This is a genomic window from Polaribacter batillariae, assembly GCF_017498485.1.
Classification (GTDB): domain Bacteria; phylum Bacteroidota; class Bacteroidia; order Flavobacteriales; family Flavobacteriaceae; genus Polaribacter; species Polaribacter batillariae.
The window spans coordinates 3510241-3525000 of sequence record NZ_CP071795.1 but is presented as its reverse complement, the minus strand read 5'-3'; the positions used below and the strand labels follow the sequence as shown (position 1 = coordinate 3525000).

The window sequence follows — 14760 nt, the reverse complement described above, 5'->3', positions numbered from 1 at the left end:
ATAATGAATGTTGCTGGTGCTTATTGGCGCGGTGATGAAAACAATAATCAGTTGACGCGTGTTTATGGAATTAGCTTTCCGAAGCAAAAAATGTTGACTGAATATTTAGAGTTATTAGAGGAAGCTAAAAAGAGAGATCATAGAAAGTTAGGAAAAGAGTTAGAATTGTTTACTTTTTCTCAAAAAGTAGGTGCGGGTTTGCCTTTATGGTTGCCAAAAGGCGCTGCTTTACGTGCCAGATTGGAAGATTTCTTAAAAGCGGCTCAGAAAAAAGCGGGTTACGAAATGGTAATGACGCCTCATATTGGTCAGAAAGAATTGTATGTTACTTCTGGACATTATGAAAAGTATGGGGAAGACAGTTTCCAGGCAATTAAAACTCCGAAAATGGATGAAGAGTTTTTACTGAAGCCGATGAATTGTCCACATCATTGTGAAGTTTACAATTTTAAACCTTACTCTTATAAAGATTTGCCAAAACGTTTCGCAGAATTTGGAACCGTGTATAGATATGAGCAAAGTGGAGAACTACATGGATTAACTCGTGTTAGAGGTTTTACACAAGATGATGCACATATTTTTTGTACTCCAGAACAGTTGGATCAAGAATTTAAAGATGTTATCGATTTAGTATTATATGTATTTGGTTCTTTAGGTTTTGAAGATTTTACTGCACAGGTTTCTATTCGAGATAAAAGCAATCTCGATAAATATATAGGAGATACCAAAACTTGGGAAATTGCTGAACAAGCAATTATTAATGCAGCAACAGATAAAGGTTTAGATTTTGTGATTGAAGAAGGCGAAGCTGCTTTTTATGGTCCGAAATTAGATTTTATGGTAAAAGATGCTTTGGGCAGAAGTTGGCAGTTGGGAACCATACAAGTTGATTATAACTTGCCAAAACGTTTCGATTTGACTTATACAGGCTCAGACAATCAATCTCATAGGCCTGTGATGATTCACAGAGCGCCATTTGGTTCTATGGAACGTTTTATTGCAGTATTGCTAGAACATACAGGTGGAAATTTTCCACTTTGGCTCACTCCAGATCAAGTTATCTTATTGCCAATCAGCGATAAATATCAAAAATATTCAGAAAAAGTTTTAGAATCGTTAGAAAATTCCGAAATTCGCGCCCTCGTAGATAACCGAAGTGAAAAAACTGGACGTAAAATACGAGATGCAGAAGTTGGCAAAATTCCATTTATGGTAATTGTTGGTGAGAAAGAAGAACAAGATGGCACAGTTTCTGTAAGAAAACACGGTGAAGGTGATATTGGAACATTTACCGTTGAAGAATTTATTTCTTTAATTAAAGCCGAAGAAAGTAAAACATTGAAAAAATTTTAATTAATTTTGAAATTCAATAGAAAATAAAAAGGTTGGAAAACAGCCACAAGTTAAATTTAAAAATTTTAAGTCATAGCAATACGTAGAAGTAGGTCAAGAAGACCGTTAAGAGTAATCAAAGAAGATCAACATAGGATTAATGAAAAAATAAAATATGTTGACGAAGTTCGTCTTGTAGGCGATAATGTAGAAGTTGGTGTATATCCTTTAGCCAAAGCTAAAGAAATTGCCAAAGAACAGGAATTAGATTTGGTAGAGATATCTCCCAAAGCTAAACCACCTGTTTGTAAGGTTATTGATTACAAGAAGTTCTTGTATGAGCAAAAAAAACGTGAAAAAGCTTTAAAATCTAAAGCGACAAAAGTTACCATTAAAGAAATACGTTTTGGCCCTCAAACAGATGAGCATGACTATGAGTTTAAGAAAAAACATGCCATAAAATTCTTAAAAGATGGGGCAAAATTAAAAGCATTTGTATTCTTTAAAGGACGTTCGATTATATTTAAAGAACAAGGACAAATTCTTTTATTAAAATTAGCACAAGAATTAGAAGAATATGGTAAAGTAGAGCAATTACCAAAACTAGAAGGTAAACGTATGATTATGTTTATTGCTCCCAAAAAGTAAAATAAAATAAAAAGCCCTGGAACAAGTTCGGGAATAAATGTCTTATAAGCAAGATAAAAACGAAGGAGAAATGCCTAAAATAAAAACCAAATCTAGTGCCAAAAAACGTTTTAAACTTACGGGTACTGGAAAAATTAAAAGAAAGCACGCGTTTAAAAGTCACATCTTAACAAAGAAGTCTAAAAAACGTAAATTAAAGTTAACTCACGATACTTTGGTACACAAAGCAGACGAGGCTAACATTAAGCAACAATTAAACTTAAAATAAGTTTAATAAGGGAATTTAATTATTAACCATGGAGTTAGGCAACATTTAAAAAGTATTCTTAATTGAATCGCCTACTACAAAAAACATTGAAATTATGCCAAGATCAGTAAATTCAGTAGCCTCAAGAAAAAGAAGAAAAAAATCTTGAAGGCAGCAAAAGGTTACTTTGGACGTAGAAAAACGTTTACACAGTAGCAAAAAATGCGGTTGAAAAAGGTATGCTTTATGCATATAGAGACCGTAAAAACAATAAGAGAAACTTCCGTTCTTTATGGATTGTGCGTATTAACGCTGCAGCTCGTTTGCACGGAATGTCTTACTCTCAGTTTATGGGAAAAGTAAAAGCGAACAATATCGAATTAAACCGTAAGGTTTTAGCAGATTTAGCCGTAAACAACCCAGACGCTTTTAAGGCAGTTGTAGAGAAAATAAAATAAATATAAATACTTGCTTATATAATAAAAACCCAAACATAACCGTTTGGGTTTTTTTATAAATTTGTAATCTACTCAAAAAAAACTTTAAAATGAAATTTAAATTAGCTACTTTTTGTTTATTAATTTGCACAATGTTTTCATTTGCACAAGAAAATACTCAAGAAACAGTTCAAGAAGATAACTCTTTAGAAGGACAGTTTGATAAGATTTATAGAACTTCAACCACCTACAAACCTAAAGGTACACCCAAAAGATACAAAGTTGTTGATATTAAAAAATACGAAGAGTTAAAATCGAATGTTTTAGATTCAATAAAAGTATTTCAAAAATTAGTTTTAGAGAAAGAGAGCCTTTTAAAAATAGAGAAAGATAATATTCAAAAAATTCAAACAAACTTATCTAAAACACAATTAGATTTAGAGACAGCTACCAACAAAGAAAATTCTATTCCTTTATTTGGTTTACAACTTAACAAAACTACTTATAATCTTATTTTATGGGGCGTTATTTTAGTATTAACTTTGGCTTTATCTTACTTTGCCTTTAAGTTTTCTAGAAGTCATGTTATCACAAAAGAAGCACAAAGCAATCTTTTAGAAATAGAACAAGAATTTGAACAACATCGCAAAAAATCTTTAGAAAGAGAGCAAAAATTAAGAAGACAACTTCAAGATGAAATTAATAAACAGCGAAACAGCTAAATTTTATTTTTTATATCTTAATAATATATTAAGTAATGCTTCTTATTACTAATAAATCTTTAATTATACTATACTAATTGCCCCTTTGTATTATTAAAGTGATAATAATACTTCTTGTGTAGGTAATACCTGATATTTTTTTGTTAATTTAACGTCGTTAATTTAAAAACAAACAACGATTATTAATTATTAAATTATCTGTTAAGCCTATGAAAGCACTTTTTTTTACAAGAGAATTTCCTCCATATGTTTATGGTGGAGCTGGAGTTCATGTTGAATATTTAGCAAATGAACTTGCTAAACTAATGGAAATTGATGTAAGGTGCTTTGGAGACCAAGATTCAAAAAACAATAATTTAACAGTAAAAGGGTTTCCTTACGAAAATACGATATTCGATAATTCTAACGATAAATTAAAAGCTGTTTTTAAAACACTAAGCACTGGGCTTCACATGAATGCGGCTCCAATTGATGCAGATGTAGTTCATTGCCATACTTGGTATGCTCATTTTGCAGGAATCGTTGCAAAACTTTGCTATGGAATTCCACTAGTAATTACCACACATTCTTTAGAACCTTTAAGACCTTGGAAAAGAGAACAATTAGGTCGTGGTTACGATGCTTCTTCTTGGATAGAAAAAACAGCTATTGAAATGGCAGACGCACTTATTGCAGTTTCAGAAGAAACTAAAGAAGATGTTTTAAATTATTTTAATGTTGATGAAAAAAAAGTAAAAGTAATTTACAACGGAATTAATTTACAAGAATACATAACCACTTCCGAAAGCAATACTTTAGATGAATATGGTATCGATAAAAACAAACCTTATGTTCTTTTTGTAGGAAGAATAACAAGACAAAAAGGGATTATTCATCTAGTAAATGCCATTAAATATATAGATGCAAATACACAAATTGTTTTGTGTGCAGGGGCACCAGATACTCCAGAAATTGGAGAAGAAATGAAAAATGCCGTAAACGAGGTTCAAAAAACACGCAGCAATGTTATTTGGATTGATAAAATGGTAACCAAAAAAGAAATTATTCAATTATATTCTCATGCACATGTTTTCTGTTGCCCATCTATTTACGAACCTTTTGGCATTATTAATATCGAAGCCATGGCTTGCGATACAGCTGTTGTTGCCAGTGCTGTTGGAGGAATTAAAGAAGTAGTTGTACATAACGAAACTGGAATCTTAGTGCCTGTTGAGCAACAAAAATCGGCACCTTTCGAACCTATTGATCCAGATAAATTTGCCAGAGATTTAGCAAATGGAATAAACAAAGTTATTCATAATCCTGAATTGAGAAAATCGATGGCAAAAAAAGGAAGACAAAGAGTTGAAGAACATTTCGATTGGATAGCAATTGCAAAACAAGTAGAAGAATTATATAAATCACTAAAAAACTAACCAGATGATAAACGATAAAGTATTAGGAATTATTTTAGGAGGAGGCCAAGGCTCTAGATTGTACCCATTAACAGCAACAAGATCTAAACCAGCTGTACCAATTGCAGGAAAATATAGGTTGGTAGATATTCCTATTTCTAATTGTATAAATTCAAATATAAAAAGAATGTATGTTTTAACACAGTTTAACTCAGCTTCTTTAAATCAACATATAAAAACACCTATCATTTTAGTTTTTTTAGCTCTGCTTTTGTAGATGTTTTAGCAGCAGAACAAACCATACATAGCGATAAATGGTTTCAAGGAACTGCAGATGCTGTAAGGCAAAGCATGCATCATTTTTTACAAAACGATTTCGAATATGCATTAATACTTTCTGGAGACCAATTATATCAAATGGATTTTAACGATATGATTCAAAAACACAGAGAAAGCAATGCCGAAATATCGATTGCAACCTACCCTGTAAACGCTAAAGATGCGACCTCATTTGGTATTTTAAAAACCAATGACGAAAACACAATTACTTCTTTTATCGAAAAACCAAGTGAAGATTTACTACCAGATTGGACTTCCGATGTTAGTAATCAAATGAAAAATGAAGGCAGGCATTACCTTGCCTCCATGGGAATTTATATTTTTAACAGAGATCTTTTAGTAAAATTAATGAACAATCCAGATACTGTAGATTTTGGCAAAGAAATTATTCCACAAGCCATTGGAGATCACAAAACCTTAAGCTACCAATATGAAGGATATTGGACAGACATTGGAAACATCGACTCTTTCTTCGAAGCAAACCTAGGCCTGGCAGAAGATGTGCCAAAATTTAATTTGTACGACGAAGAAAAAAGAATATACACAAGAGCTAGAATTTTACCAACCTCTAAAGTTTCTGGTACAATGCTTCACAAAGCTGTTATTGGAGAAGGATGTATTATAAACGCAGCAAAAATTGATACCTGTGTTATTGGAATTCGTTCTAGAATTGGTAAAGAAGCAGTTGTTTCGAATACCTACATGATGGGAAACGACTTTTTTGAATCGTTAGAAGAAGTTGCCAATAATAAAATTGAAATTATGATGGGAATTGGAGATAGATGCCACATCAATAATTGTATTATCGATAAAAATTGTAGAATTGGAGACGATACTAAAATTAATGGAGGACCTCATCTAGAAGATACAGAAACAGATAGTTATTTTGTTAAAGATGGTATTGTAGTGATTAAAAAAGATGCAACAATTCCAAAAGGAACCATTATCGGAATGAACTAATTTTAAATTCTTTAACATTAAAAAGAAAAACGAATTAATGCAAAATCAAAGTAGAATTGTAATAGAAAACATAGCTCCTCAAATAAACTGTGGAGCTGTTTTTATAAAACGTGTTGTAAACGAAATTGTAACTGTAACTGCCGATATTTTAGTAGATGGGCACGATGTAATTCAGGCTAGTTTATTGTACAAACACAAAAATGAAAAAACTTGGAAAGAAGCAAGAATGTATCCAACAAATAACGATGGATATACTGCTAGTTTTCAAGTAACAAAACAAGGGTTTTACGAATACAAATTACAAGGTTGGGTAGATTATCCATTAAACTGGCAATATGGAATTGGCAGAAAAATTGATGATTATCAGCACGTAAAATCAGAACTTTTAGAAGGCGCAGCATTATTAAAACCAATCGTTAAAAAAGCATCTACAGAAGAAAAAAAATATTTAAATTCTTTAATTGCCATTTTCGAAGACGAAACAACATATGCAGAAGCCATAAAAGAAGCAGTTTCTAATAAATTAAAGGAAATTTTAATCAAATATCCTATCAAGCTATTAACGCAAGAAAGCAAATCTTTATCTGTTTATGTAGATAGATTAAAAGCACGTTTTAGTACTTGGTACGAATTTTTTCCACGCTCAGCTTCAGAAACCGAAGGCAAACATGGTACTTTTAAAGATTGCCACAGATTGTTGCCAAGAGTCGCAAAAATGGGATTCGATACCTTGTACTTCCCTCCTATTCATCCAATTGGAGAAGTAAACAGAAAAGGAAAAAACAACACTACAGAAGCAGAAAAGAACGATGTAGGTTCTACTTGGGGAATTGGGTCTAAATACGGTGGGCATAAAGACATTCATCCAGAATTGGGTTCTTTAGAAGATTTTAAAGAATTAATTAAAGACGCAAAAAAACAAGGCATTGAAATTGCCATGGATTACGCTTTACAAGCAGCTCCAGACCATCCTTGGGTAAAAGACCATCCAGATTGGTTCAAGTGGAGACCAGATGGAACTGTACAATATGCAGAAAATCCGCCAAAAAAGTACCAAGACATTTTACCAATTTATTGGGAAACCGCAGATTATAAAAATCTTTGGAAAGAATGTTTAGACACCTTGTTTTATTGGATAGATTGTGGCATTAATGTTTTTAGAGTAGATAATCCGCATACAAAACCTTACTATTTTTGGGGTTGGATAATTACTGAAGTAAAGAAAAAACATCCAGATGTATTATTTTTAGCAGAAGCATTTACGCGCCCAAAAATAATGCAACAACTAGCAAAACAAGGTTACACCCAATCTTATACTTATTTTACTTGGCGAGAATCGAAACACGAGATTATCGAGTATATGAACGAGTTAACAAAAACCGATCAAAAAGAATACATGCGTCCTAATTTTTGGCCAAATACACCAGATATTAACCCGTTTCATTTACAAAATGCACCAGAAGCTAAATTTCTTTTACGCTATGCTTTAGCGGCTACATTAAGCTCCAACATAGGTATTTACGGGCCAGTTTTTGAACAAATGATTAGTGAGCCAATTATTGGAAAAGAAGAATATTACATGTCAGAAAAATTTCAACTTTGCCATTACGATTGGAACAAAGAAAATAGGTTAACGACCATTATTTCGTCGATTAATTCCATCAGAAAAAACAACGAATCTTTTCAACAAACCAATAACATTCAATTTTGTGAAACAGGAAACGATCATTTAATTGCTTTCTATAAATGGAATCAAGATAAAACCAACGAAACCTTAACAATTATAAGTTTAGATGCTTATCATTCGCAATCTGGCTCTGTGCAAGTTCCATTGCAACAATTAAATGTGCATGAAGGGCAAAAAATAGAAGTCCACGATTTAATAACAAACAATTCTTACAATTGGTATAACGAGTGGAATTATGTAGAATTACATCCGTACATTCCTTTTCATATATTTAAAATTAACAAATAAAAATGTTAGAAAAAGTAGCATCGAATACTAAAACCACATTGTTTTCTTCCAGTAAAAATTGGAACGAAATAATGTTGGATACAGATTTTACTGCTATTTTTCTGTCTGAAGTTTTAGAAGAATACATTCAAAAACAACGTTGGTATGGAGGAAAATCGAGCCAATTAAAATATATAGAATTAAGTGAATATTTTAAAATTCAACAAGATGGAGAAATCTATTTTGGCTTAATTTTAGAAGTAAATTTTGTAGAAGCCTTTTACCATCATTACTTTTTACCCATTGCTTTTGTTTCTGATGAAAGTGCTGCTGAAAAAAGTAAAATTTTACCCATAAAATTAGAAAACAAAAAAGGTTTTATTGTAGATGCCATTTATTTAGAAAGTTTTAGAAAAGTCGTTTACGAAAGAATTAGCACAGCTTTGCCAATAGACAAAACCCCTGTGCAATATCATAAGTCAGAAGGTTTTCAATTTCCAAATTACCAATCTTCAAAATTAATGGGGGCAGAACAAAGCAACACTTCTATTATTTATAATGATGCATTTATTCTAAAATTTTTCAGAAGAATTTATGCGGATAAAAATCCCGACTACGAAATGAGTCGTTTTTTATCAGAAAAAAAAGAATACCAAAATACACCACCTTATTTAGGCAGTATTCATATTATTGATTCTGACGATGTAAACATTACCATTGGTTTAATGCAAAAATTAGTACCAAATAAAGGCGATGCTTGGGAATATTTTCTGAAAGAAATTCATACGATTTACCAAAATGTAGATCAGAAAAACATCATTTTTAAAAATTTACCCGATGTAAGTTTATACGACCGTGTAAAAATCACAGAAGTTGCTCCGCAAATAATCGATTGGTTAGGACTCAATATTTTAAATAACGTAAAACTAATTGCTAAAAGAACTGCAGAAATGCATGCAGCTTTAGGATCCGAATTCGAAGATACCGCCTTTACACCTACTCGTTTTAATGGAGATTATTCTGTTTGGTTAAAAAACAGGTTAACCTATCAGTTTCAAAACAGGTTAAATCTTGCCGAAAATAATTTACACAAGTTAGAAGGGTATTCTTTAGAACTCGCCAAAGATTTTTTAGAACGAAAAAATGAAATTAGAAAACGCCTGGTTCATTTCGATTGGACAAAGTTAAAAGGCGAGCGCATTCGAATTCATGGCGATTATCATTTAGGGCAAATTTTAGTACAAGAAAACGATTTTTGCATTCTCGATTTCGAAGGAGAACCAGAAAGTACTATAAGAGATCGTAAAGTAAAACAACCTCCATTAAAAGATGTCGCTGGTTTGTTTCGTTCTTTCCATTACGCCATTTATTCAACCATATTTAACAACGAAAATACGTATTCTAAAAGCAGAGAAGAACTTTTTGAATATGGAGAATTATTATACAAATACATGGTTTCAATTTTCATGGAAACCTATGTGGCAACAACAAAAGAAGCAAACCTACACATTGGTTATAGAAACGAAAGAAGGTTTTTATTAAAATATTGCTTGCTAGAAAAAGCAATTTACGAATTGGGCTACGAACTCAATTCAAGACCAAAATGGACCATTATTCCATTAAAAGGTATTGCTAACATATTAGATTCATAAAACTATGACACAAACAAAAGTACACAGTCTTTTTACAGATTTTGACATTGATTTATTTAAAGCAGGAAAACATTATCGTTTATACGAAAAATTCGGCGCACACATTATTACTGTAGATGGTGTAAAAGGCACCTATTTTGCGGTTTGGGCACCAAGCGCTAAAGCCGTTTCTGTAATTGGAGACTTTAACTTTTGGCAAGAAGGCGAACATCACTTAAACGTACGTTGGGATGAAAGCGGAATCTGGGAAGGTTTTATACCGAATGTTAAAAAAGGTGCTATTTACAAATACAAAATTCGCAATTCTAGCAATAATGTAATTACCGAAAAAGCAGATCCATTTGCAAGAAGGTGCGAACATCCACCAAAAACAGCCTCTGTTGTTTGGGAAGATAATTATGCTTGGAATGATAAAAAATGGATGAAAAACAGAAAGAAAAACAACGCATTAGATGCACCTTTTTCTGTATATGAAGTTCATTTAGGCTCTTGGAAAAAACAAATCGAAGAAAATCGATTTTTAAGTTATAACGAATTGGCAGAAGAATTGGTAAAATATGTAAAAGAAATGAATTTTACGCACGTAGAATTTATGCCAATTATGGAATATCCTTACGACCCAAGTTGGGGATATCAATTAACTGGATATTTTGCACCAACATCTCGTTTTGGTTATCCTGATGAATTTAAATTTTTAGTTGATAAATTTCACGAAAACGGAATTGGCGTTTTATTAGATTGGGTGCCTTCTCATTTTCCTTCAGACGACCATGGTTTAGGATTTTTCGACGGTTCGCATTTATACGAACATCCAGATAGAAGAAAAGGATATCACCAAGATTGGAAAAGTTTAATTTTTAATTACGGAAGAAACGAAATAAAAGCATTTTTAATTAGTAATGCCATTTTTTGGTTAGACCAATACCATGCAGATGGTTTGCGAGTAGATGCAGTTGCCTCTATGTTATTTTTAGATTATTCTAGAGAAGATGGCGAATGGGAGCCCAATATGTATGGTGGAAATGAATATTTAGAAGCCATCGATTTTATAAAAGAAATGAATACGGCTGTTTATGAAGCCTTTCCAGATGTACAAACCATTGCAGAAGAATCGACTTCTTTTTCTAAAGTTTCGAAACCAATTTACGATGGTGGTTTAGGTTTTGGTATGAAATGGATGATGGGCTGGATGCACGATACTTTACAATATTTTGCCAAAGAACCTTTGTATAGAAAGCATCATCAAAACGATTTAACTTTTAGCTTAAATTACGCATTTACAGAAAACTTTATGTTACCTCTTTCGCATGACGAAGTTGTGTATGGCAAAAAATCCATCGTTTCTAAAATGCCTGGAGACGAGTGGCAACGTTTTGCTAATTTAAGGTTGATGTACAGTTATATGTTTACACACCCTGGAACAAAACTGTTATTTCAAGGTGGAGAATTTGGGCAAACGTCTGAATGGAATTTCGAAGGAAGTTTAGACTGGCATTTATTACAATACGACGTGCATAAAGGCGCACAAACTTTAGTAAAAGAATTAAATACATTTTATAAAAAAGAAAAAGCACTGCACCAAAAACAATTTTCTCACGAAGGTTTCGAGTGGATAAATCATGGAGATCATCAAAATTCGGTATTATCTTATATAAGAAAAGGAGAAAACGAAAAAGACAATGTAATTATTGTATTGAATATGACACCCGTTCCTAGAGAAAAATACAGAATTGGCTTGCCCAAAGCTGGCAAATTAAAAGAAGTTTTTAATAGCGACGATAAAAAATTCTACGGAACAAATCAATATAAAAATAAAACAATTACTTCAGAAAAAAAGACGTGGAACAATAGAGAAAACTCTATAGAATTAGATTTACCACCTTTAGCGATGGTTGCTTTTAAATATCAATAAAAATAACTGTTTATTTTTACTGTTGTATTGGTAAAAATAAACAGTTATTTTTTAATACTTCAAAATAAAGAAGTGCTATTTTTATAGAATTCTAAATAATTTATACACTTTATTCTTATTCTGTTTTTTATAGTATTTTAGCACTTTATTTATCAAAAATAAACTAAAACGTTATCGTAAAAAAAGAACTTTATAGAAGGTTCTATACCAAACTTTTACGATTTTTACACGATAAAAAACAAGCAAAATATATGATTGTTAATACCGAATTAGAACAAAAAGGAAATCTTTTTCCTTCAGAAATTATAAAATATAGAAAAGACGTAGATACCCTTTATTTTACAACTAGCAATAATGTAGTACTACAAATTACAGTCATTAGAGACAGTGTAATTCGTTTTCGCTACTCAACCACAGGAAAGTTCGAAAATGATTTTTCTTACGGAGTTACCATTCATGCAAGTAGAGGATACAACTTTTTAAAAGTTACAGAAAACGATACGCATTATGTAATTACAACTGCAAAATTAGTTTGTAAAGTAAGAAAGCAAAATTTACAAATTAGTTTGTACGATGCTATAGACATGAAACTAATTAACGAAGACGAAATTGGTTTTCATTGGGAAGAAAGTTACGAATATGGTGGAGACATTGTAAAAATGAGTAAAGCTTGCCAAAAAGCAGAAAGTTTTTACGGTTTAGGAGACAAGCCTGTAGATGTAAATATGAAAGGGAAACGTTTCGAAAACTGGGCAACAGATTCTTACGCTTTTGGTAAAAATACAGACCCAATTTACAAGGCAATTCCTTTTTACACAGCCATTCAAGATAACAAAGCTTATGGTATTTTCTTTGACAATACTTTTAAATCTCATTTCGATTTCGCACACGAAAGAAGAAATGTAACTAGCTTTTGGGCGCAAGGTGGAGAAATGAATTATTACTTTATTTACGGCCCAGATATGAATGATGTCGTTAGAAATTATACCGATTTAACAGGAAAACCACATGCTTTACCTCCATTATGGGCCTTAGGATTTCACCAATGCAAGTGGAGTTATTACCCAGAAAGCAATGTAAAAGAGGTTACCAATACTTTTAGAGATTTAAAAATACCTTGCGATGCTATTTATTTAGACATCGATTATATGGATGGTTTTCGTTGTTTTACTTGGGATAAAAACCATTTTCCTGACCCAAAAAGAATGGTAAAAGAATTAGAAGACGATGGTTTTAAAACGGTGGTTATTATAGATCCAGGAATTAAAATTGATATGGAATATGATGTTTTTAAGGAAGCATTAGATAAAGATTATTTCTGTAAACGTGCAGATGGACCTTACATGAAAGGTAAAGTTTGGCCTGGAGAATGCTATTTCCCAGATTTTACAAAACCAGAAGTTAGAGATTGGTGGTCTGGTTTGTTTCAAGAATTAATTGAAGAAATTGGTGTAAAAGGTGTTTGGAATGATATGAACGAGCCAGCAGTTATGGATGTTCCAAACAAATCTTTTCCAAACGATGTACGTCATGATTATGATGGTAACCCTTGTTCTCACAGAAAAGCGCACAACATTTACGGAACACAAATGGCACGTGCAACCTACCACGGTTTAAAAAAATATGCATATCCAAAAAGACCTTTTGTAATTACACGATCTGCCTATTCTGGTGCACAACGTTATACTTCTACTTGGATGGGAGACAATGTAGCAACCTGGGAACATTTGGCCATTGCAAACAATCAAGCGCAAAGAATGGCTATGTCTGGCTTTTCTTTTGCAGGAAGCGATATTGGTGGTTTTGCAGAACAACCTCAAGGAGAATTATTTGCAAGGTGGATTCAATTAGGAATTTTCCATACGTTTTGTAGAGTGCACTCCTCTGGAGATCATGGAGATCAAGAACCTTGGGTTTTTGGTGATGAAATTACAGACATCGTAAGAAAATTCGTAGAAATTAGATATCAACTTTTACCTTATTTATATACTTCTTTTTGGAAATATTTAAATGATGGAACACCAATGTTAAAATCGTTGGTTTTGTATGATCAAGAAGACCAACAAACACATTATAGAAGTGATGAGTTTGTATTTGGAGAACAAATTTTAGCCTGCCCAATTATAGAACCCAATGCCAAAGGAAGAAGAATGTACATTCCAAGAGGCAAATGGTATAATTTCTGGACAGATGAAATTGTAGAAGGTGGAAAAGAAATGTGGGTTGATGCAGATATCGATAGCATGCCTATTTTCGTAAAAGAAGGAGCTGTTATCCCTAAATATCCTGTACAACAATATGTAGGTGAAAAAGATTTTGATGAAATTACGTTAGACGTTTATTATAAAGAAGGAAAAGAATCTTCTAAATTATATGATGATGCACATGATGGATACGATTATAAGAAAGGAAGGTTTAGTTTACGTACATTTAAAGTAACTGGTAAAAAATCAGAATTTATTTTACAGCAACATAAACGTGGAGATTTCGATGCGAGTTACACGAAATTTAATATTGTATTTCACAATTTGCCTTTCGAAATTACATCAGTTCAAATCGATAATGTAGAAATCGAATTAGACAGAATAAATTCGTCTGTAAATAAAGCTATTACAATAAATAAAGACTTTACAGAACTACATTTGTTCGGAGAATAATACCATTTTTTTTTGAATAAGACTTTCGAAATATTCATTTAGAAAAAAAAAGCGATTAAAAGTCCCCCAACTTTAATCGCTTTTACATGTACTTAGAAATTATATTTCATAGTTTTTGCACTCTTTTTCATAGCTTTTCACTTCTTTTTCGAATAACATTTTTTTCTTTTTCTTTCATCGTTTTTATTGTAACTTTTTTTGATTTTTTTCTCCTTCTAGCTTTTTTTCTTTTTCTTGTTCTTCTTTATTTTTTTTATATGCGTAAGCAAGAATTGCAATTTCTACAAGCAATATTGCAATTTTAATTTTTTTACTCTTTGTAAAGGCACTAGAGAGACCTAAAATTTTTGTGGCTATCATTTTTTTTCTTTTACACTTCAAAAGTAAGTAAGAAACAAAAGGCAAATTAATTCATATACATCAAAAAGTATCTCAAATAAAAAAGAGGCTGTCACAAAAATAAATTTAACTACTATTTTTGACCGAAGTCAAAGGTACAAGATGCT

10 protein-coding genes and 2 pseudogenes (1 of these 12 only partly in view) are annotated in these 14760 nt (G+C 32.0%); 11 read left to right on the top strand and 1 reads right to left on the bottom strand.

The features are described 5' to 3' along the window. From thrS to JL193_RS15410, 11 genes and pseudogenes are all read left to right on the top strand, one after another. On the top strand, positions 1-1353 hold the 3' portion of the coding sequence (gene thrS / locus JL193_RS15460; RefSeq protein WP_207971631.1) for a threonine--tRNA ligase. Its footprint begins 588 nt before the window's first position; 1353 of the gene's 1941 nt are visible here — the last part of the coding sequence; its start codon lies beyond the left edge, outside the window; its stop codon occupies positions 1351-1353. A 114-nt stretch (positions 1354-1467) separates the two neighbouring features. Next, on the top strand, positions 1468-1980 hold the full coding sequence (gene infC, locus JL193_RS15455) for a translation initiation factor IF-3 (protein WP_302849929.1): 513 nt from the start codon (positions 1468-1470) through the stop codon (positions 1978-1980). A 70-nt stretch (positions 1981-2050) separates the two neighbouring features. Beyond that, positions 2051-2248: a 50S ribosomal protein L35 gene (gene rpmI / locus JL193_RS15450; protein ID WP_207973502.1), complete on the top strand. Its 198-nt coding sequence runs from the start codon at positions 2051-2053 to the stop codon at positions 2246-2248. A 94-nt stretch (positions 2249-2342) separates the two neighbouring features. Then, positions 2343-2685: pseudogene (rplT, locus tag JL193_RS15445) on the top strand (50S ribosomal protein L20). 89 nt (positions 2686-2774) lie between these two features. Then, positions 2775-3386 carry a hypothetical protein gene (locus JL193_RS15440; RefSeq protein ID WP_207971630.1) on the top strand — a complete coding sequence of 204 codons (612 nt, stop codon included), beginning with the start codon at positions 2775-2777 and terminating at the stop codon, positions 3384-3386. 209 nt (positions 3387-3595) lie between these two features. After that, positions 3596-4801, top strand: a complete 1206-nt coding sequence (glgA, locus tag JL193_RS15435; RefSeq protein ID WP_207971629.1) for a glycogen synthase — start codon at positions 3596-3598, stop codon at positions 4799-4801. A 4-nt stretch (positions 4802-4805) separates the two neighbouring features. Next, a pseudogene (locus tag JL193_RS15430) lies at positions 4806-6079 on the top strand (glucose-1-phosphate adenylyltransferase). A gap of 37 nt (positions 6080-6116) precedes the next feature. Next, complete coding sequence (locus tag JL193_RS15425; protein WP_207971628.1) at positions 6117-8054, top strand: alpha-1,4-glucan--maltose-1-phosphate maltosyltransferase; 1938 nt, start codon at positions 6117-6119, stop codon at positions 8052-8054. A gap of 2 nt (positions 8055-8056) precedes the next feature. After that, a complete protein-coding gene (locus JL193_RS15420) occupies positions 8057-9685 on the top strand; it encodes a trehalose synthase (RefSeq protein WP_207971627.1) in 1629 nt (542 codons plus the stop codon). Positions 9686-9689: 4 nt separating this feature from the next. Continuing rightward, positions 9690-11597: a 1,4-alpha-glucan branching protein GlgB gene (glgB, locus tag JL193_RS15415; protein ID WP_207971626.1), complete on the top strand. Its 1908-nt coding sequence runs from the start codon at positions 9690-9692 to the stop codon at positions 11595-11597. Positions 11598-11848: 251 nt separating this feature from the next. Then, complete coding sequence (locus tag JL193_RS15410; protein WP_207971625.1) at positions 11849-14254, top strand: glycoside hydrolase family 31 protein; 2406 nt, start codon at positions 11849-11851, stop codon at positions 14252-14254. 183 nt (positions 14255-14437) lie between these two features. Here JL193_RS15410 and JL193_RS15405 read toward each other — a convergent pair whose 3' ends face one another. Then, positions 14438-14614 (bottom strand): hypothetical protein, encoded by a 177-nt coding sequence (locus JL193_RS15405; protein ID WP_207971624.1) that lies wholly within the window; start codon positions 14612-14614, stop codon positions 14438-14440. Positions 14615-14760 lie beyond the last annotated feature (146 nt).